The organism is Paenibacillus sp. FSL H8-0457 (assembly GCF_038051935.1).
GTDB classification, from domain to species: Bacteria; Bacillota; Bacilli; order Paenibacillales; family Paenibacillaceae; genus Paenibacillus_AQ; species Paenibacillus_AQ lautus_A.
In genome coordinates this window covers 4,869,221-4,887,847 of the sequence record NZ_CP150293.1, presented here as the reverse complement: position 1 = coordinate 4,887,847, position 18,627 = coordinate 4,869,221, and the positions used below count along the sequence as shown (strand labels likewise).

General features: G+C 51.4%; 19 protein-coding genes and 1 pseudogene. 15 read left to right on the top strand and 5 right to left on the bottom strand.

The features are described 5' to 3' along the window. Positions 1–103: 103 nt before the first annotated feature. Positions 104–1,807: a methyl-accepting chemotaxis protein gene (locus MHI43_RS21705; RefSeq protein ID WP_036664013.1), complete on the top strand. Its 1,704-nt coding sequence runs from the start codon at positions 104–106 to the stop codon at positions 1,805–1,807. A gap of 109 nt (positions 1,808–1,916) precedes the next feature. Next, positions 1,917–3,197, top strand: a complete 1,281-nt coding sequence (locus MHI43_RS21700; RefSeq protein WP_015736399.1) for an MFS transporter — start codon at positions 1,917–1,919, stop codon at positions 3,195–3,197. Between the two features lie 124 nt (positions 3,198–3,321). On the opposite strand, the gene MHI43_RS21695 is transcribed toward MHI43_RS21700, so the two are convergent. Beyond that, positions 3,322–4,560: an MFS transporter gene (locus tag MHI43_RS21695; RefSeq protein ID WP_036664009.1), complete on the bottom strand. Its 1,239-nt coding sequence runs from the start codon at positions 4,558–4,560 to the stop codon at positions 3,322–3,324. Beyond that, on the bottom strand, positions 4,553–5,017 hold the full coding sequence (locus MHI43_RS21690) for a MarR family transcriptional regulator (protein WP_036663997.1): 465 nt from the start codon (positions 5,015–5,017) through the stop codon (positions 4,553–4,555). The genes MHI43_RS21695 and MHI43_RS21690 overlap by 8 nt, the downstream gene beginning before the upstream one ends. Before the next feature lie 223 nt (positions 5,018–5,240). On the opposite strand from MHI43_RS21690, the gene MHI43_RS21685 reads away from it, so the two are divergent. From MHI43_RS21685 to MHI43_RS21670, 4 genes are all read left to right on the top strand, one after another. Next, complete coding sequence (locus MHI43_RS21685) at positions 5,241–5,978, top strand: glycerophosphodiester phosphodiesterase (protein ID WP_015736396.1); 738 nt, start codon at positions 5,241–5,243, stop codon at positions 5,976–5,978. Positions 5,979–5,982: 4 nt separating this feature from the next. Beyond that, positions 5,983–7,191 carry an SLC45 family MFS transporter gene (locus tag MHI43_RS21680; protein WP_036663994.1) on the top strand — a complete coding sequence of 403 codons (1,209 nt, stop codon included), beginning with the start codon at positions 5,983–5,985 and terminating at the stop codon, positions 7,189–7,191. A gap of 146 nt (positions 7,192–7,337) precedes the next feature. After that, positions 7,338–8,348, top strand: coding sequence for a LacI family DNA-binding transcriptional regulator (locus tag MHI43_RS21675; RefSeq protein ID WP_015736394.1), 1,011 nt, complete (start codon positions 7,338–7,340; stop codon positions 8,346–8,348). 105 nt (positions 8,349–8,453) lie between these two features. After that, positions 8,454–11,675, top strand: a complete 3,222-nt coding sequence (locus MHI43_RS21670) for a hypothetical protein (RefSeq protein ID WP_036663991.1) — start codon at positions 8,454–8,456, stop codon at positions 11,673–11,675. Between the two features lie 71 nt (positions 11,676–11,746). Here the strand turns inward: MHI43_RS21670 and MHI43_RS21665 are convergent, their stop codons facing one another. Further along, the gene (locus MHI43_RS21665) at positions 11,747–11,920 is read right to left on the bottom strand and encodes a hypothetical protein (protein ID WP_200868621.1); all 174 of its coding nucleotides are present in this window, start codon (positions 11,918–11,920) and stop codon (positions 11,747–11,749) included. Positions 11,921–12,150: 230 nt separating this feature from the next. Between MHI43_RS21665 and MHI43_RS21660 the strand changes: the two genes are divergently transcribed. The 3 genes from MHI43_RS21660 to MHI43_RS21650 all read left to right on the top strand — a co-directional run bounded on the left by MHI43_RS21660 (position 12,151) and on the right by MHI43_RS21650 (position 13,908). Continuing rightward, positions 12,151–12,774, top strand: coding sequence for a TraX family protein (locus MHI43_RS21660; RefSeq protein ID WP_009592213.1), 624 nt, complete (start codon positions 12,151–12,153; stop codon positions 12,772–12,774). A 56-nt stretch (positions 12,775–12,830) separates the two neighbouring features. Next, positions 12,831–13,262 (top strand): hypothetical protein, encoded by a 432-nt coding sequence (locus MHI43_RS21655; protein ID WP_036663988.1) that lies wholly within the window; start codon positions 12,831–12,833, stop codon positions 13,260–13,262. A 70-nt stretch (positions 13,263–13,332) separates the two neighbouring features. Continuing rightward, positions 13,333–13,908, top strand: coding sequence for a macro domain-containing protein (locus MHI43_RS21650; RefSeq protein ID WP_015736389.1), 576 nt, complete (start codon positions 13,333–13,335; stop codon positions 13,906–13,908). A gap of 337 nt (positions 13,909–14,245) precedes the next feature. On the opposite strand, the gene MHI43_RS21645 is transcribed toward MHI43_RS21650, so the two are convergent. Beyond that, positions 14,246–14,443: a hypothetical protein gene (locus MHI43_RS21645; RefSeq protein WP_015736388.1), complete on the bottom strand. Its 198-nt coding sequence runs from the start codon at positions 14,441–14,443 to the stop codon at positions 14,246–14,248. A gap of 87 nt (positions 14,444–14,530) precedes the next feature. On the opposite strand from MHI43_RS21645, the pseudogene rpiA reads away from it, so the two are divergent. The 4 genes and pseudogenes from rpiA (at position 14,531) to MHI43_RS21625 (ending at position 16,967) form a co-directional block, all read left to right on the top strand. Beyond that, positions 14,531–15,247, top strand: a pseudogene (gene rpiA / locus MHI43_RS21640) (ribose-5-phosphate isomerase RpiA). Between the two features lie 49 nt (positions 15,248–15,296). Beyond that, positions 15,297–15,746: a MarR family transcriptional regulator gene (locus MHI43_RS21635; protein ID WP_015736386.1), complete on the top strand. Its 450-nt coding sequence runs from the start codon at positions 15,297–15,299 to the stop codon at positions 15,744–15,746. 29 nt (positions 15,747–15,775) lie between these two features. Further along, a complete protein-coding gene (locus tag MHI43_RS21630; RefSeq protein ID WP_036663984.1) occupies positions 15,776–16,207 on the top strand; it encodes a GNAT family N-acetyltransferase in 432 nt (143 codons plus the stop codon). A 124-nt stretch (positions 16,208–16,331) separates the two neighbouring features. Then, positions 16,332–16,967, top strand: a complete 636-nt coding sequence (locus MHI43_RS21625; protein WP_015736384.1) for a GDSL-type esterase/lipase family protein — start codon at positions 16,332–16,334, stop codon at positions 16,965–16,967. Positions 16,968–17,054: 87 nt separating this feature from the next. Here MHI43_RS21625 and MHI43_RS21620 read toward each other — a convergent pair whose 3' ends face one another. Continuing rightward, complete coding sequence (locus MHI43_RS21620; protein WP_036663981.1) at positions 17,055–17,726, bottom strand: tetratricopeptide repeat protein; 672 nt, start codon at positions 17,724–17,726, stop codon at positions 17,055–17,057. Between the two features lie 177 nt (positions 17,727–17,903). Between MHI43_RS21620 and MHI43_RS21615 the strand changes: the two genes are divergently transcribed. Continuing rightward, the gene (locus tag MHI43_RS21615) at positions 17,904–18,170 is read left to right on the top strand and encodes a helix-turn-helix domain-containing protein (protein WP_015736382.1); all 267 of its coding nucleotides are present in this window, start codon (positions 17,904–17,906) and stop codon (positions 18,168–18,170) included. Between the two features lie 195 nt (positions 18,171–18,365). Then, a complete protein-coding gene (locus MHI43_RS21610; protein WP_015736381.1) occupies positions 18,366–18,476 on the top strand; it encodes a hypothetical protein in 111 nt (36 codons plus the stop codon). Positions 18,477–18,627 lie beyond the last annotated feature (151 nt).

Sequence of the window (18,627 nt, the reverse complement as noted above, 5' to 3'; positions counted from 1 at the left end):
TTTAAGCGATTTCACGGTAGTCCTGCCTATTCACTCTTGACACAAATTTGACGAAAAAAGGAATGGGGGTATATTACTTATATCAAAGGTCGGGTGCTTGCGGATGAAGATAAAAACAAAATTAATTCTTTCGTCTACGATACTTGCGACGGTTACAGCGGTTATCGTAATCATTGCGTTTATCACTTCGAATATGACGGAGAAGAGGTTCAGCAAGATTATTGAAGAGGACCAGAAGGTTATTTATAACCTGACGCAATTGGAGACCCTATTGACTGGCGTTTCCAATGATGAGCGGGGCTACTTATTGACCGGGGATTCGACCTTTGCAGATTCATTGAAATCGAAACAGGAGTCCGTCGTTAAACTCATGGCGGAAACCAAAGGCTTAATGACGGCAGAAGAAGACCAGAAGGTATTTAACGAGATTGAAGCCGGTTATGTCGTATACTCCGAGGCCATAGCCGAGGTATTGAACAAATTGGGGTATGACACCGGTTTTTACAAGGCGGTCCCTTTCCGGGTGTACGAAGCTGCCTTTAACAAGGAGCGGGAAGTGCGCAAGTCATTTAGCGAGCTGATCGCAAAGTTTACGGTACATAAAAATGAAACCCTGGCGAAACAGGCTGATCAGATTGCGGCCAGCAGCCGGTTTCAGAATTTGATCATCATGCTGATCGGAGCGGCCGCCGTCGTTTATTTTGCCATACAGGGCTATCTCCTGACCCGCTCGATCCGTCCGTTGAACCAGATGAGCAGTCAGCTTCTGAAGATTGCCGAAGGCGGGGGTGATCTGGTTACCCGATTACACATTACAACGAAAGATGAAATCAGGGATGTAGCCGATGCTTATAATAAATTGGTCGATGGCTTCAGGGAGCTGGTCGTCCAAGTGCAGGATACTGCAGGTAAAGTGGGTATCGCTGCTTCGACGCTGCATTCGACGACAGAGGAAATCCGTCAAGCCTCCCACCAAACGTCCGGGATTATGGAAGAGCTGGCTGCCGGGGTAGAGAACCAGCTGCAGGATACGGAGGAAACGACGGCGACCGTTACGGATATGGCGGAAGGCATGAAGCATATCGCGCTTGCAGCCCAAGACGTTTCCGGGCTGGCGGCAGCGGCGAACAAGCTTGCGGCTGAAGGGGAACAGGCACTTGTACATACGCTAACCCAGATGGAAGGCATCCGTACCAGCGTGGACCAATCTGCGCAATCCGTGCGTGCGCTCGGAGAGAAGGCCTCCAACATCGGGGCGATGGGACAGATCATCATCGAAATTGCAGAGCAGACCTCACTGCTTGCCTTGAATGCCTCCATTGAGGCCGCTCGGGCTGGCGAGCATGGCAGAGGTTTTGCGGTCGTCGCCGCAGAGGTCCGGAATTTGGCTGATCAGGCATCGAACTCCTCCGTCGAAATCAGACAGTTCGTTCACGAGCTGCAGCAAGACATCGTGAATCTGGCCGGCGTGATGGAACAGGGAACCCGGGAAGTAACCGAAGGCATGAACGTGGCGCAAGGAGCCGAGCGAGCCTTTAAGGAAATCGAGCAGTCGGTCGGCGAATTGAACGGGCAGATTCAAAGCGTCACCGCTGCAACCGAACAGATGAATTCGGGAGCCGGGGAGCTCGTTCACGCGATCCGTCGAATCCAGGAGGTTACGGAGACGACGGCAGGCGGTACGCAAAGCGTCAGTGCCGCAACGGAAGAGCAGCTGGCGTCCATGGAAGAAATCACAAATTCCGTTGAAGATCTTAACGTGATGTCTGGCAAGCTTCGTCAGTTGATGTCCGGATTTAAAGTATAATTAAGGAAAAATTGCATATGGGAAAAAACGGCCACCTTGCCGTCATGCATATTCTGGGCGAAAGAACCTACAATATGGATGACAGATAACGCAAAGGTGGTCTTCTCTCATGGAAAACAAGAAATGGGATCTGGTTGCCCTAGCATCCATACCACTCATCATGACGTTAGGCAATTCCATGCTGATTCCCATTTTGCCGCAAATTTCCAAAGTTTTGGGGATCAGCTCCTTCAAAGTGAGTATGCTGATAACGGTGTATGCTGTTGTAGCCATCTTGCTGATTCCGATCGCCGGGTACTTGTCGGATCGGTATGGAAGAAAGAAGATCATCATCCCGAGTTTGATTATTGCGGCGTTAGGCGGAGCCGTGTCCGCGGTAGCTGCCTGGCTGCTAAGCGGGACAGGGGCGTATTATGTCATATTAGCCGGCCGTTTTCTACAGGGAATCGGCGCAGCGGGGGCCTTCCCGATCGTCATCCCGCTTGTCGGCGACATGTTCAAAGAGGAAGAAGAGGTTAGCAAAAGCCTGGGAATCATTGAAACCTCCAACACGTTCGGTAAGGTTGTCAGTCCGATATTGGGTGCGCTGCTGGGAAGCTTCATCTGGTTCTTGCCCTTTATATCGATTCCGATTCTATGCCTGATTTCACTCGTGCTCGTCATTTTTCTGGTGAAGACGCCAAAGTCGAATAACAATGATAAACAATCCCTGCGTGAGTTTTTGAAAACGACCAAGGGGGTTTTGCATGAGAAGGGAAGATGGTTGTATGCGATATTCGCCATCGGCGGCATCGCAATGTTTGGCGTATTCGGCGTTCTTTTTTATTTGTCGGAGACGCTGGAAAGCACTTACAAATTACATGGCGTAGTAAAAGGATTGGTGCTTGCAATTCCACTGGCTTTATTATGCCTATCTTCTTATTTAGCCGGTAAATTTACGGGCAAAAACAAAGCGGCAAAGAAGTGGACCGGTTTCGCCGGCATGGTTATTTTGACGGCTTCCCTGATCGTCACCGGCTTTAGCGAACAGATCTATTTTGTCGTCGGAATGATGACGCTTGGCGGTATCGGGATCGGCATGGTGCTGCCGTGCATGGATACGCTGCTGACGGAAGGCGTGGAGAAGGAGCAGCGCGGCACCATCACCTCGCTTTACAGCAGCATGCGTTTTATCGGGGTATCGCTGGGGCCGCCGGTCGTTTCTCTCCTGCTGGGCGCGAACCACTGGGTGATGTTTGGCACGCTGGCAGCTGTTGCGGCTGTAGGCGGCCTGCTTACGTTATTCGCGGTGAAGCCGGAGGCAAAAGAAGACGATTCCGGAGGGAATTCATACCGGGTCGATTTCAAGAAACCGCAAGGATTGAAAAAGAAAGGTCTTGTCCATAAATAATGGACAAGACCTTTTCTCATATGCCGGGTCAGTTTGGCTGGGCGATCCCTTTCCTTGTGGCTAAGCATCATCCCTGCTTTCGTGCATTCCGGCTGACGAAGCCTTTTCGTTATGGCTTTGTTCGTTAACCTGCCACGGTAGCCTCGGTGTCCTCGACTGCCGTGGTGGATTTGGAACGCGACTTGCCGGCTGCCTGCATGATGATATAAATCAGGATCAACAGCACGAGCGCAATCGCCGAGTATCGGTACATGATGGCATAGGATGTGGATTTGGCGATGGCGCCGAGCGCGATCGAGCCGATGGCCACGCCGAAATCCAGGGAGTTGAAGAACATGCCATTGGCCATGCCGCGCTGTAGCGGATGAACCTCCTGAATCATCCAGGTCTGGATGGACGGCTGCATCGCCCCAAAGCCTATGCCGTAGCACAGCGCCGATAACAGCATGGATCCCGTCGATGTGGCGAAGGTAAGCAGGAGCAAGCCGGATACCATCAGAATCGCGGCGGGTATAACAAGCGCCTTATGTCCATACCGGTCATAAATTCTGCCGGAGAACGGCCGTACGAGAATGATGGCAATGGCGTTGAACAAGAAAAAATACTGGGGATTCCGGAGGTGAGCCTCCGCTCCGAACAATGCCATGAAGCTCAGCAGTCCGCCGTACGTAATCGACATCAAAAAGTTGAGGACGCTGGGAAGGATCAGCTTTTTGTTGAAGGAGCCCTTCGGTTTATCCTCAACTCGGGGTTGAACCGCTGCAGGGCGCTCTGCGTTCCTTTTAGCCGCTCTTGATGTCAGGAGGTAGGCGAGAGGGAAGATCAGAAGGTTGATGATGACCGTGATGAACACGAGCGGAGTGAAACCGCCGCTTTGCAGCAGCGTCAAGCCGATCATGGGACCGATCGACATGGCAAGCGTAGTGGATAGCCCGAAATACCCCATGCCCTCGCCCAAGCGTTTGATTGGAATGACATCCGATGCCATGGTTGGAAACGAGGTGCTTGTCATGCCAAAGCCGATGCCGAACAATATGCGCATCAGCAGCAGGAAGGCTATGCCGCTCGCCCAGTAATAACCGAGCGTGGCTGCCAGGGAAATCAGCAGCCCGACGTACAGCAGCAGCCTCAGCTTTCCTTTTTCCAGCGCTTTGCTTGATACGAAGCGGGAAGCGATCGCACTAAAGGCGAACAGGCTGGTTATGAGGCTCACCTGCAAGGGGCTTGCCGTGAACGCCTCCTTGGCGTATGCGGGCAGCGTGGTCAGCATCATCTGCAGGGTCAGGAACAAAAAAAGGTTGCTGACCATCAACGTGATGAATTCTTTGGTCCATAGCGGTTGTTTCGTGTTGATATCATTCATGTGGAACATCTCTCCTGTTGTTGTGTAAGTTGTGTATGTTGGCATTGATGCGTGAGAGTGTGTCCCAGAACATCTCCAATTGCTTCTCGTCAATGCCCTCGATTAATTGGCTTCCGCATTGACTTTCGATGGCTGTAGTCGCTTCAATCAGTTCCTTGCCTGTATCTGTCAAAAAGAGCTGAAAAGCTCTCCGGTCGTTAACCGATACGGCTTTGCGAGTGTATCCTTTTTTCTCGAGCAGGTCCAGAATACGGGTTGTCGTGGGCTGGTCTTTGTCCGCTTTGGCGGCAACTTCCTTCTGATTCAGCCCCTCGTGCTCGCCGATGTGGTATAGAACCAGCCATTGCTCGGGGGTGATGTCATAGGGTTTCAGGGCATTGGCAAACAATTGGGATGCGCGCCGATAGGTGTAACCCAGATGAAAACCGATGGAAGGGTTGCGTTTAGGTATTTTCAAGAAAAAGTCACACCTTTCATTTCAGGTTTTCAAAAATACTTGTCTAAACAATTATATGCCTAACATGCAAATCAGTCAAACCATTTGAAAAATTAATGAGGACATGACAGGGTTTCATCAACCGATGTGGAATATGAAAAATGGAATGATAACATAGCTCTAACATTTGCGAGCTATATTTATAGTACAAAACCAAAACTTAATCACTCAGGAGGAAGTACAAATGTCACAATTGATCAATTTCGCACACCGCGGGTCATCGGCCATATGCCCCGAGAATACGATGGCTGCCTTTGCCAAAGGCTTGGAGCAGGGAGCTACCGGGATCGAAACCGACGTCCAAATGACGAAGGACGGAAAGCTGGTATTGATCCATGACGAGAGTGTTGCCCGCACGACGGGGGCCGAGGGGCTTGTCAAGGATTATACATACGACGAGCTGGCCAAGCTGGACGCAGGCTCATGGTTTGGTGCCGATTTCCAAGGCGAACGGATTCCGCTGCTGGAAGAACTGCTGGAATTAACGCAAAACCGCGGCACGATTGTTAATATCGAGCTGAAGAACGGAACGATCCAATATCCTGAGCTGGAAAAGCGCGTGATTGAGGCTGTAAGGCATTACAATATGGCGGAGCAAATCGTCATTTCGAGCTTCAATCATTATTCCCTGGTGGAATGCAAACATATTGATCCGGAAATTCGCACCGGGCTGCTGTATGGCGAAGGGCTGTACCAGCCGTGGGAATACGCCAAATTGGCTAAAGCGGATGCCCTGCACGCTTACCATCGGGCGGTTCTGCCGGAGTGGGTAACGGAAGCGAAGCAGCATGGCGTCGTCTATCATCCGTGGACCGTAAATGACGAAGGACGGATGAAAGAGTTGATGGATGCAGGCGTTGCGGGCATTATTACGGATTATCCGGATGTGCTGAACGGACTGCTGCAAACCAAGGGAGCGTGACTTTGTGAGGAAAACATGGCTGCTGGGCTTCGGCTTTTTCAGCATTAGCATTACTTGGGCGCTGTACAATGCGTTTGTGCCCTACTTTCTGGAGGATTACATATCCAGTGTCGCATGGATCGGTTTTTTTATGACGATCGACAATTACTTTGCCTTGTTCTTGCAGCCATGGATTGGAAGCCGAAGCGACCGTACCCTTACCCGGTACGGCAGAAGAATGCCTTACCTGCTTATCGGAATGCCGCTAGGCGCTTTGTTTACGGCCATGATTCCGTTTCATAACGGAATGGCGACGTTGTTGTTGTTCATGGTCCTCATGAACCTGGCCATGAGCCTGTATCGTTCGCCAACCGTTTCATTGATGCCGGATATAACGGAAGAGAAGCGACGCACCAGAGCCAACGGCATCATTAACTTTATGGGCGGCTTGGGGTCCATATTGGCATTTGGCGTGGGCTCGGTGCTGTACAGCGCCCATGCGTCGCTGCCTTTCATTGCAGCTGCCGGCGTAACGCTTGTCTCTTTGTTCATTCTGAAGACGTTCATCCAAGAGAAACGCGACGCTCCGGGCTATCAAGCCCAGACGGCCGCCAGAGCCAAAATTTCCTTTAAAAGCCAAATCAATCGAACGACGGTACTGCTGCTGGCGGCCATATTTTTCTGGTTCGTGGCGTACCAAGGGGTTGAGACGCTGTTTACGCTGTACGGGAAGAATGAGATGGGGCTGACGGAATCGCAGGCGTCCTTTTCCTTGACGTTTTTTTCGCTCGCCTTCGTTCTGTTTGCGATTCCCAGCGGATGGCTTGGCGGTAAATTCGGGAAGAAACGGCTGATCCTGATCGGCGTCAGCGGGCTGCTGATTGTCTTTGCGCTCGTCCCATGGGTAGAATCGCTGCTGCTGCTTCGCGTACTGCTGACCGTTGGCGGATTGTTTTGGGCTTGTATCAATATCAATTCTTACCCTTTCATCGTATCGACCGGAACGGAGGACAGCATCGGGACGCGGACAGGAATGTACTATTTGGTATCTTCGCTGGCGGCGATATCGTCGCCGCCTCTGCTGGGCAAGCTTATTGACGGTATGGGATATTCGATCCTGTTTTATTGCGCCGCCGGCAGTATGCTGCTTGCGCTGATCTGCATGCTGATGATTCGTCATCAGGAAACGGATCATTCCGCTAAAGCGCAGAACGCCTCCGCCAGCTTGTCCTAGCCGTTGTCATTTGGATAACCGGGAGTTTTAGCTCCTGCCCGGATGTGCGGAATAACATTGACGAGTGCCTGCCGGCACAGGTAGAATTTAATACCAGAGAGATGGTCTTAGATTATGTCGGCGAAGGGCAGGAGCTGATTCCAAGGTTGACAACGATTTACGATATTGCGAAGAAAACAGGCTATTCGCCTACGACAGTATCCAAAGTCTTCAACAATTATCCGGACGTCCGGGAAAAGACGAGGGTCAAGATCCTGGAAACCGCGAAGGAAATGGGGTATCTTCCAAACGCCAATGCCAGGTCACTTACGACCAAGCGATCCTGGACGATCGGCATTCTTTTTGTTGAAGCCACGGGAGCCGGAATTCGGCATCCCTATTTTGGAGCCGTCATCGAAAGCTTTAAGAAAATCTCCGTATCCAAAGGGTATGATCTGATGTTCATTTCCAAGGATGTCGGCGGCCGAAGAAGCAGTTATGTGGAGCATTGCAAAATCAGGGGCGTCGACGGTGTTGTGGTCATCCTGTCGAGCAACGATGATCCCGATTTCCAGGAGCTGCTGGATAGCGGCATTCCGTGCGTCATTCTGGATTCGTCACCGGAGCATGTGCATTCGGTTTACTCCGACAATATCGGAGGCAGCATGCTGGCAATCCGGTATTTGCACTCGCTTGGACATCGCAGCATTGCCCATATTTCGGGCGGATTGAATACGTTTGCAGGCGAGCAGCGCCAACATGGCTATGAAACAGCGCTGCGTGAGCTGGATCTGAACCTAAGGGAAGAGTACATAACCGGCAGCGATTTTTACTCCACCGAGAGCGGATACGAAGCCATGAAGAGGCTGCTTGCGCTCGCGGATCGGCCGACAGCCGTTTACGCCGCTGGGGATTTGCTCGCGCTTGGAGCGATTCGAGCCGTGCTGGACCATGGCCTGAGCGTGCCGGGAGACGTGTCGGTCATCGGCTTTGACGATATTGAAATGTCCCGCTACATTACCCCTGCATTAACGACGGTCCGCCAGGATACGGAGCAGCTTGGCAAGGTGGCCGCGGAGATCCTTCTTTCTTCAATCGAAGAGCGGGATACCGCCGTGAAGTCGGTTATGCTGCCAGTCGAATTAATGATCCGGGAGTCCTGCCGCCCGGTCACCTAAGGTGAACCTAAAGAGCAGGGTTCATTTTTAACCTATTTCGAAACCGGTTTCGAAATAGGCGGCTTCTTGATTTCAATGATGCACTCATTTAAGGAGGATTTGAACATGTCCAATTATCGTTTTGAGAAGGATGCCTTTGTTATCGAGCAGTATGATCTCGCCAAGCCGTTTTCCAGCTTCCTGCCGGGGATTGCCGGATTGAAGGGGATACCGATGTGGACCTTTTACGTCAATCGGGGCCAAGGGATAAGCAGTTTCGGCATACGCGACAAGAATTCGCCGATCATGGAATTCTCGCCGGCCAATATCTCGTATAAGAACGTATCCGCCACCGGCTTCCGCACGTTTATCAAGATGGCCGGGACGCCGGCCGTATATGAGCCGTTCCAATCCTTTCAGCCGGACACGAAGGCACGGAGAACGATGCTGATTCGTCAGAATGAGCTGGTCATCGAGGAGGAGCATGCAGATAAAGGGCTTCGAACATCGGTCTCGTATTTTCAGCTGCCCGGTGAAGATTTTGCCGCGCTCGTCCGCCAGGTCAGCGTGACGAATATCGGAGCCCGGACGGAATCGCTTGAACTGCTGGACGGTATGCCGGAGATTCTGCCTTACGGCGTCGAGAACAGCGGGTACAAGGAGGTCGGCAATCTGCTGCGAAGCTGGATGGAAGTGAAGAATCTGGACCGGGGCATACCGTTCTATAAGGTTCGCTCCAGTACGCATGATGAGGCGGAGGTTACCGAAGTTACGAACGGCCATTTCTATCTGTCGTTTGATCAGCACGGGAACTTGATCAAACCTATCGTAGATTTTGAGCTGATATTCGGCGGAAACACTTCATTGATCCACCCCGATCGATTTGCCGCGGGTTCGATCGAATCCTTGGCGCAAGCCACGCCGTATCCTGTGAACAAAGTGCCATGCGGCTTCAGCGGATTATCGGCGCGGCTTGAGCCTGGGGAGACGGCAACCGTGTATACGCTGGTTGGTCATGTGAACGATATCGGCAAAATCAACAAACGCTCGAAAGATTTGTGTTCGCCTGCCTATATCCTCGATAAGCGGGAGGAGGCATCGGCATTGACCCGGGAATTAACCGATGATGTGGCCACCAAAACGGGGTTGCCTGTATTTGATGAATACAGCCGGCAGTCCTATCTGGACAATTTCCTGCGGGGCGGTTATCCTTTCATATTCGATAACGGGAAGGAAGGAGCGGTTGTCCACCTCTATTCCCGCAAGCACGGGGATCCGGAGCGGGACTATAACTTTTTCTCGCTGGCCCCGGAATATTATTCACAAGGGAACGGCAATTTCCGGGATATGAATCAGAACCGCCGAAATGATGTGTTTTTCAATCCGAAGGTGGGCACGTTCAACATCCGGATGTTCTTCAGCCTCATTCAAGCGGACGGTTATAATCCTCTTAGCGTAGAAGGCACGAGGTTTCGAGTAGCACCAGGCATGGAGGGGAAATTGGAGGAGCTGCTGCACGCCTCCGCGGCTCGGGAGGATTATGATAAGCTCGCGAAGGCATGCGCCGGGGATTTCACCCCGGGCAAAATCATTAACGCGATATCGGATCAAGGCATTCGGCTGGCGATCAACGAGGAACGGTTCTTATCGGGATTGCTGACGATATCCGAACAGCATTTTGCGGCTTCGTTCGGCGAAGGCTTCTGGTCGGACCACTGGACCTATAACATGGATTTGGTTGATGGTTTCCTGGATATTTATCCCGACAAATATGAAGAGCTGCTGTTTGGCGAGAATGCCTATACATTCTTTGACAGCCCGGTATATGTGCTCCCGCGGAGCGAGAAGGTTGTGATCAGCCGGGGCAAGGTTCGCCAGTACGGCGCGCTGCTGGAGGACGAGGAGAAGCTGAATAAGCTCGGCAGAAAGCGGAACGCGGCGGAATGGCTGCGGGTGAATGGCGGACAAGGCGACATTTACCGTACGAATCTGTTTGTCAAAATGATCTCGTTATCCCTCAATAAAATGGCAACGCTCGATCCTTACGGGATGGGGGTTGAGATGGAGGCAAACAAGCCGGGCTGGAATGACGCGATGAACGGATTGCCGGGTCTGTTCGGCTCCGGGATGAGCGAAACGATGGAATTGAAGCGTATGGTGGCATTCATTGTGGAGGCTGCCGAGCGGTTCGGTCATCATACGGTGATGGTGCCGGAGGAAATCGCCTCTTATTTAGAGGGCGTATATGATGCCGTGCAGCAATATCAAACCGGCGTTTTGGACTCCTTCCGATATTGGGATCGGGTAGCTGGGCAGCGCGAGTCTTATCGGGCATCCGTCCGATACGGCATCAGCGGCCTGGAGGTCGAGATTCCGGTGAAGCGCGTAAAGAGGATATACGCGGCTTTCCTGGACAAGATTGAAGAAGGGATTCAGCGTGCCGAGCAGCTGGGAGGCGGAATCGTTCCAACGTACTTCCGCTTTGAAGCGGAGCGGTTCGAAGAAATCCGGGATGCGGAGGGCAGCCCGGTCATCACCCGCTATGGCTTGCCTGCCGCCAAAGTGTTGGAATTCAAAGCATATGCGCTTCCGCATTTTCTCGAAGCCCCGGCTCGGGGAATGAAGCTCGCCAATGAAGGTCAGGCGAGAGCGATGTATGATCGGATCAAGGCTTCCGATTTATATGATGCCGCGCTGGGGATGTATAAGACGTCCGTCAGCCTGGAAGGGGAAGGCGATGAAATCGGACGCATCCGCGCATTCACGGCCGGCTGGCTGGAGCGGGAATCCGTATTTTTGCATATGACCTATAAATACTTGCTTTCCTTATTAAAAGCGGGACTGTACGACGAGTTTTTCTCGGAAATCAAAACATCGCTTATCCCATTTCTGGACCCGGCCGTTTATGGACGCAGCACCCTGGAAAATTCATCGTTCATCGCCAGCAGCGTCAATCCGGATCCCCATGTGCATGGACGCGGTTTTGTGGCAAGGCTGAGCGGATCGACGGCCGAATTCTTAAGCATGTGGATTATGATGATGGCCGGAAAAAAAGTATTCCGTTATGAGGACAACGAGCTTCAGCTTCATCTGAACCCGGTGCTTCCGGCTTGGCTGTTTGACGAGCGGCAGGAGGTGTCGTTCACCTTCCTCGGTTCCGTCAAGGTAACGTATCGCAGCGAGCGCGCGGCAAATACGTTCGGACAGGACGGCGTTGCGATTCAGCGGTTCACCTTGACGACGGCGGGAGGAGACACGTTCGAGGTTGACGGCCCCCTACTTACGGGCAAGTGGGCCCATGAAGTCCGTAACGGAAACATCCGGTCCATTCTTGCAGTCATGGGGTAAGTTTTACGGAACCCGAATAGACCACCCGATTCTAGCCGGGTGGTCTATTCCTTGTTCTTTGGCGTTTTCGTTTATTCTTGGGGTGGCTTTTTGTTCTTGTTTGTCATGGCGGAGCCGAACGATATGCCGATGGCAACACCGATTGCTATGCCAATAGCAATATTATTCATTGCCACTCCAATCGCCACACCCACGCCGATCCCCATGCATATGCCTAAGCCCATGTTGTTTTTTTTCTTTTCCATCGGGCAGTCACCTCCATCTGAGAAGATGTTGATACTAGGATTCAAACCAGCGTTTCCTTCGTCCCCAAGCCGCCTTTGTTCTTATTATATAGGATATCGGACATGGATGCCGGATACCCAATTCTTCATCTTTTCTCCGCTTGCAAGTCCCCTGTTTGCAACCCATAATAGATATATCGATTCCACATACATAACGAATGTTCATCTTACCGTGCGAGGAGGGGGTTATCATGCAGTGGATCGCCATGCTGACGATGCTGATTGATCATATCGGGCTTGTGTTTTTTCCGCATCAGGAGATGTGGAGAATCATCGGCCGCATCGCATTTCCAATCTATGTTTACGCTCTCGTGCAGGGACACCGCTATACTTCATCGAGACCCAAGTATATCGCACGGCTGGCCGTTATTGCAGCGGTCTCCCAAATTCCGTACCAGCTTGCGCTGGATCCCGAAGGGCTGAACGTGGTCGTAACGTTGTTGGCCGGTGCCTTGGTTCTTTATGTGCTGGAACGATCGGATTCCCGGCTGCTATCATGGATGGTGGTTGTTGCAGCCTGTGCGTTGATGAGTGAGTTTCCGTTTGATTACGGAGCCTACGGCTTGCTGTTGATCTTGATTTTCCGATATGCTCAGGCCGGCTGGCTCGTTCCGCTTCATATGTTATTGAACCTGCTGTTCTGGTTCCTTAATGATTGGGAGCTGCAGATGTGGAGCGTGATCCCGACGGCCGTGATAGCTTATGGCCCTCATGTATGGAGAAAACTGGAGTCCGTCCGTGTGAGCCGCTGGGTATGGCGTTCATTTTATCCGCTGCATTTACTGGCTATTGCCGTATTGCGGGTGTTTATATAACAGAAGATTTTTAGGTTAATGCCTCATGGACTGATTATGTACAAGGAGAGACATTCATGCAGAATATCGCAATCGCTGCCTGCATCCTATTGTTCGCGGCAGCGGGTTACATCGCGTTTATGAATTCCAAATTAATTGCGGATAAAAAACGGGAAGCATACATTCCTCCGCCTGCTTCGGAATATACCGTTTATATGACGCCTCAATTCACCGAGGAGGACAAAAGGACGCTGAGTCCGATCGGCGTCATGGAATTTCGCGATCCGCAAGGCTTGATGAAGGTATATCTTTGCCGGGTTAAAAATGAATCCGAAGACTTGAAGCTGGAGCAAGCCGGCAACGTGTTTCTTCATCATCTGACCAAGGCCAGGGACACCGGCACGCTGATGTTTTATCGGACCGTGGAGGAAGCGCTGCAGGGGCCGGAGGAGAAGAGCTTAACCGACCGTCTGTCTCACGCCGCGAAAAAAAAGGCGAGGACAGAATAGGCCGAACAGGGTCAATCCACCCTGTTGCGGGGTAATAGAGAAATAAAAGACCGAAAGGAGATTTTCCGAAATGAAAACATTTAAAATCGGAAGGACATCGGTCTCCGTCTTTATAGGCGATATTACGACATGGACGGGCGACATTATCGTCAATGCTGCAAATTCGGGACTGCTGGGCGGAAAAGGCGTGGATGGCGCGATTCATAGCGCTGGAGGGCCGGAGATCATGGAGCAGTGCATGGAAATTCGCAAGCAGCAAGGCGGCTGCCCGCCAGGCAACGCCGTGATTACAGGAGCAGGCCGGCTTCCTGCCCAGCATATCATTCATACCGTCGGCCCGATCTGGGAGGGCGGCGGAAGGCGCGAGGAGCATACGCTGGCGGAATGCTACCGCAACAGTCTCCTGCTTGCAATCGAGGTCGGTGCCAAAAGCATCGCCTTTCCTAATATAAGCACGGGTATCTATGAGTATCCTAAAGCTCCGGCATGTGACGTGGCGTTAAAGGCGGTGACGAAGCTGCTTGAGGAAGATCTGCCGGATAACCGGCTGGAGCGGGTTGATTTCGTTTGCTTTTCTCCCGAGAATGAAGAGCTCTATGTCCGTTGGCTGGAGCGGTTCACGCAGGAGAAGGAGGCGCAAGTATAAGAAAAACCTCTATCGACGTACATTCTTAGAAGACAGACCGCATTTTTAGGACGTTTTTCTTGCGATATCAGGAAGGTCCATGCTTCGATGTTTATACTTTCTGAGATCTTAAGAAAAACCTCTATCGAGGTACATCCTCAGAAGACAGACCGCATGTATAGGACGTTTTTCTTGCGATATCAGGAAGGCCCATGCTTCGAAGTTCATACTTCTGAGATCTTAAGAAAAAACCTTGTGATAATAGAAGTGTTCAGCTCTGCTGTAATATGGTGTATTCTATAATCTTAATAAAAAGCAGGGGCGCAAATGTGCGCCCCTGCCGTTTATTCGCCGTTTATTACATATGATAGGAACCGCTTGGTTCAAACAGCACCCATTCCAGCATGGTAATCATGTCGTCAAGACGGGCATCCTGATTGAGAAGGGAAGCGCGCTCAGGGCTGTTCTCTTCGAGAGCTGCCAGTCGGGTTTGCAGTTTTTTCTTTTGCATCGAAAGTTCATTGATTTTGGATTTGATCTGGTTCTCTGTTCGCATGGCATAATCCTTTCCTTTGGCATGAAAATGATCACTGTACCCCATATTATAACATTTGATTCAGCTTAAGACGAAGGAGCGGGTCCTATGACGAGTGAAATGAATATGAAGAAAATAGCGGCTGAGCATGCCGCCAAGTATGTTCAGGACGGGATGAAGATCGGTCTAGGCACAGGCTCCACCGCCTATTACGCCATTCTCAAAATCGGGGAGATGGTCAGGTCCGGACTCTCGATCCAAGCCGTGGCTACCTCTGACGCTTCGGAGAAGCTGGCGATGGAACAAGGAATACCCCTGACGCCCGTACACCAGATCGATCGCCTGGATTTGACGATCGACGGGGCTGACGAGCTGGATGATCAGCTGCGGTTAATCAAGTGAGGAGGCGGAGCCCTTCTTCGCGAGAAGATCACGGCTTATCACAGCGAACGGCTCGTGATTGTGGCGGATGAGGCAAAAGCGGTAGCTCAACTGGGCGCTTTTCCGCTGCCGGTTGAGATTGTCCCTTTTGCCTATGAGTGGACGATTCGGTCCCTGGCACAGCTTGGTTGTTCGGTCCAATTGCGCCGTCAACCGGATGAAGGGTTGTATGTAACGGATAACGGGAATTATATTGCTGATTGCCGGTTCCAGGAAATCTCGGGGCCGGAGGAATTGAGCTCCCGTTTAGGCACTGTACCCGGCGTGGTTGAACATGGTCTGTTCATCGGCATGGCCGACCAAGCGATTATCGGCTGCCGGGACGGTTCGGTACGGATATTGCATTCCGCGAGCATGCAGGCCAAGAATACATTTGACAGTTGATCCGGCGTTCATTAACCTTAAATACATGATATCTTTCGGAGGGTGAAGTATGTCGGATTTTCAAGAACACGAGGATTACCCGCTGCATTTGCTGGTAGTCCTGGCCAGAGCTTATAACGCAGTGATGACGCATTCGCATCGAAGCATCAACAGCCACGGTTTGAATTCCACCGAATTTGGGGTATTGGATGTGCTGTACCACAAAGGTCCGCAGCCGCTGCAAAAAATAGGGGAGAAGGTGCTGATCTCCAGCGGTAACATTACATACGTGGTCGATAAGCTTCAGAAGAAAAACCTGCTTGTTCGCCGGGCTTCCGCTGAGGACCGCCGCGTGATCTATGCCGAGCTGACCGCAGAGGGGAAGGAATTCTTCGAGGCCATCTTCCCTCAGCATCAGGAATTGATGGTGAAGGTGCTTAGCGGATTGTCGGAAGAGGAAAGAGCGCAGGCGGCCATGCTGCTGCGCAAGCTGGGGATCAGCGCAGAGAAGATGCTGTAGTCCTACATGAGTTTAGATTGGAGATAGGTATGCTTAAAGATATAACGATGCAAGCGTCGCAGCCCGAAATCAAGGAGCTGCTCAATTACTCGGTTTTCCCGGATCCGGAGGCGGTGGACGAGGCAGCCGCATTTTATCAGGGTGGCGACAGCCGGTTGTTCGGCTACGAAGAGGACGGACTTCTTCTGGGAGTCATCGGTTTTGATGTGAAGGAGGACGAGCTTATCATCCGGCATTTAGCGGTCCTGCCGGAGAATCGGGGGAAGGGATACGGACGCGGGTTGATTTTGGAGCTGCTCCTCGAGGTGCAGCCTAAACCGGAACGAGTCATTGCGGAAACGGACGAAGAAGCCGTGAACTTCTACCGCAGTATCGGTTTCGAGGTTTACAGCCTGGGAGAGAAGTACCCGGGCGTCGAAAGATTCCGCTGCATTTATGAGGTGGAGGAATCCGAAGAATAGTCATTCCTATGGATGGATGTTGCGTCTCCGATAGGAATTAAAATTGCCATTCAAGTTCATATACCCGTTTCGCACAGGAGGCATTCCTCATATAATGTCGTAACGAGCGGGGCAGGGGGTGAACATGTTGGTGTACCATTATACCGCTGTCGGCGATTCCTTGACCTTTGGGTTTGGGGCGATGCCTGGCAGCGGTTTTGTTCCGTTATACCGTCGGATGGCGGAGGAGAAACTTCGCCAATTCGTGGCCCATGAGAATCTCGGGGTGAATGGATTAACCTCGGATGAATTATACGATCGGGTCGTTCAGTTTCCAACGTATCGCTATCATTTGCAGCAGGCCCAGATTATCACGATGTCGATCGGTGGCAATGACCTGATTCGTGCGGTGAAGTCCACGGGAGGTCGACCGAATCGGGAGGTGCTGGACACCGCCTTGTATCGATGCCAGCACCATGTGGCTAATATCGTCAAACATATCCGCAAAATAAAGTCACCGGCCAGCAAGCCTTATTTTATTCGCGCTATCGGTCTGTATAATCCATATCCGGCCTGGACGGAGGCAACGGAATACGTGATTCGGTTCAATCGGCATTTGATGGGGTTGAGCGACGGCTATTTTCGCGTTGCGGATATTTACGCACAATTTTCTGGCCGAGAGAAGGAACTGATGTCGGTGGACGGTTTACACCCGAATGGCCGAGGGTACCGGGTGATCGCGGAACAGTTAAACCGGCTTGGGTACAAGCCACTTGCATAGGAAACGGAAATTCTCATCAAAAAAAGGACGTCCCCGGGTCCCATGACCTCTAACGGACGTCCTTTTGGTTTAAGCCAATATTAACGCTTAGAATAAGTTCCTGAACCAACTTCGAACCGCCCATTTGCGTTCCTGCCGTTTTTTGTATTTGGGCAGCGAGCGATACACGTCCATCGATTCCTGATAGGATTTCTTGGCATCTTCGGCCCTTCCCAGCGATTGATACATATACCCCAGCAAATAAAAGGCTTCGCTGGAGGAAGAGTGGATGGCATGGAACTGCTCCAAATAGTGGAGTGCCTTCTCACGATCCGAATCCCGAAACGCCTCGGCAAGCCTAAGGTAAGGCCGGCCATATTTGACCCTCGGATTGATTTGAAGGGCCCGGACGATATCCGCCTCTCCCTGAGCGATGCTGCCGGTATGCAGACGCGCGCTTCCGATATCGTCCCAGAATTCGGCGGAATCCTCTAAACTGGATTCCATGGTTTCCAGGAGCTTTAGGGCCTCTCCATACTTGCGACGCTCCAGCAGCAATCGGGCAAGCTCGTGCCGGGATGATACGTCGCTGGGGCTGACCGCAATCTGTCTGCGCAGCTTGGATATAGCCCTTGCACGCTTGAACGGCTTCGTCACACTGGGAAATACCCCGACAAAACGGCGATCCAGCACGTACACGATAAGAAGCAGCACGAGAATCGCCGTTATCGGATTCCCGAAAATGTAAAACAAAAATCCGAAAATAATAAGTTTAAACAAACAAATCCCTCTATTTCCTTGTAATGTCGTAGCCCAAATTATACCATATCATGGATTTATTTAGGGGGAAATGCGGTCGGTTCTATAGACCTTAATAGGATGCGCATGTCGGAATAGGTCGCAGGTATTGAAAGTAGCCAGGTGATAACCGATATAGGTAGTAAAGAGGTGATAATCATGGCGAAAAAGGGACAGACATTCCATCATTACAGTTTCGAAACTAAGAAAAAGGCAGTCGCCATGCGGCTGGAAGGCATGACGAAGAAAGAAGTGGCATCCGCCTTACAAATATCAGACATCGGACGGCTGAAAGTGTGGATGCGCAAATATCGGGAGCTGGGAGAAGAAGGCTTGGTCGATCGCCGCAGACGAATCGTGCATCCAGACCATGACAACGAACGGAATGAGAAAGTACAGGTTCCGCAACTGCAGAAAATACAGTAATTATAGTGAGGCGTGGTTGAACGACGGTTCCACCACGCCTCTTTCATATGGGAATCATGGAAAATCGGCGTATAGAGACCCGCAGATGCGCGCATTTGGGCGGGTTCACTATTCTTATCGCGAACAGGCGGCAGCCCAGTTCATTTTAGCGGAAACGACATAACATGTGGTATGTTCAAAAAAGGAGGGATTGTTGTGAGCGGAGTAGGAGAAGGCTACGGCGGCGGCTATGGATATGGCTCTTCTGTAGGTGCTATTTTGGTATTGTTCATCTTGTTGGTGATCATTACTCGCGCATTTATCTAATCCATCTTTTGAGCGAACAAAACCAATGAATCAATAAGAGAATACCAGGCACCATGAGCAGTCACAAGGAAAGACCGTCCCAAAGAGGCATTGCTGCTTCTTAGGACGGTCTTTTTTATGAATAACGAGCTTTATTAACTTGTGTCCCCTT

What these genes read in the sequence shown, in the direction of transcription:
- MHI43_RS21705 (WP_036664013.1), top strand. Translation starts at nt 104, where the DNA reads ATGAAGATAAAAACAAAATTAATTCTTTCGTCTACGATACTTGCGACG.
- MHI43_RS21700 (WP_015736399.1), top strand. Translation starts at nt 1,917, where the DNA reads ATGGAAAACAAGAAATGGGATCTGGTTGCCCTAGCATCCATACCACTC.
- MHI43_RS21695 (WP_036664009.1), bottom strand. Translation starts at nt 4,560, where the DNA reads ATGAATGATATCAACACGAAACAACCGCTATGGACCAAAGAATTCATC.
- MHI43_RS21685 (WP_015736396.1), top strand. Translation starts at nt 5,241, where the DNA reads ATGTCACAATTGATCAATTTCGCACACCGCGGGTCATCGGCCATATGC.
- MHI43_RS21670 (WP_036663991.1), top strand. Translation starts at nt 8,454, where the DNA reads ATGTCCAATTATCGTTTTGAGAAGGATGCCTTTGTTATCGAGCAGTAT.
- MHI43_RS21665 (WP_200868621.1), bottom strand. Translation starts at nt 11,920, where the DNA reads ATGGAAAAGAAAAAAAACAACATGGGCTTAGGCATATGCATGGGGATC.
- MHI43_RS21660 (WP_009592213.1), top strand. Translation starts at nt 12,151, where the DNA reads ATGCAGTGGATCGCCATGCTGACGATGCTGATTGATCATATCGGGCTT.
- MHI43_RS21655 (WP_036663988.1), top strand. Translation starts at nt 12,831, where the DNA reads ATGCAGAATATCGCAATCGCTGCCTGCATCCTATTGTTCGCGGCAGCG.
- MHI43_RS21650 (WP_015736389.1), top strand. Translation starts at nt 13,333, where the DNA reads ATGAAAACATTTAAAATCGGAAGGACATCGGTCTCCGTCTTTATAGGC.
- MHI43_RS21645 (WP_015736388.1), bottom strand. Translation starts at nt 14,443, where the DNA reads ATGCGAACAGAGAACCAGATCAAATCCAAAATCAATGAACTTTCGATG.
- MHI43_RS21635 (WP_015736386.1), top strand. Translation starts at nt 15,297, where the DNA reads ATGTCGGATTTTCAAGAACACGAGGATTACCCGCTGCATTTGCTGGTA.
- MHI43_RS21630 (WP_036663984.1), top strand. Translation starts at nt 15,776, where the DNA reads ATGCTTAAAGATATAACGATGCAAGCGTCGCAGCCCGAAATCAAGGAG.
- MHI43_RS21625 (WP_015736384.1), top strand. Translation starts at nt 16,332, where the DNA reads ATGTTGGTGTACCATTATACCGCTGTCGGCGATTCCTTGACCTTTGGG.
- MHI43_RS21615 (WP_015736382.1), top strand. Translation starts at nt 17,904, where the DNA reads ATGGCGAAAAAGGGACAGACATTCCATCATTACAGTTTCGAAACTAAG.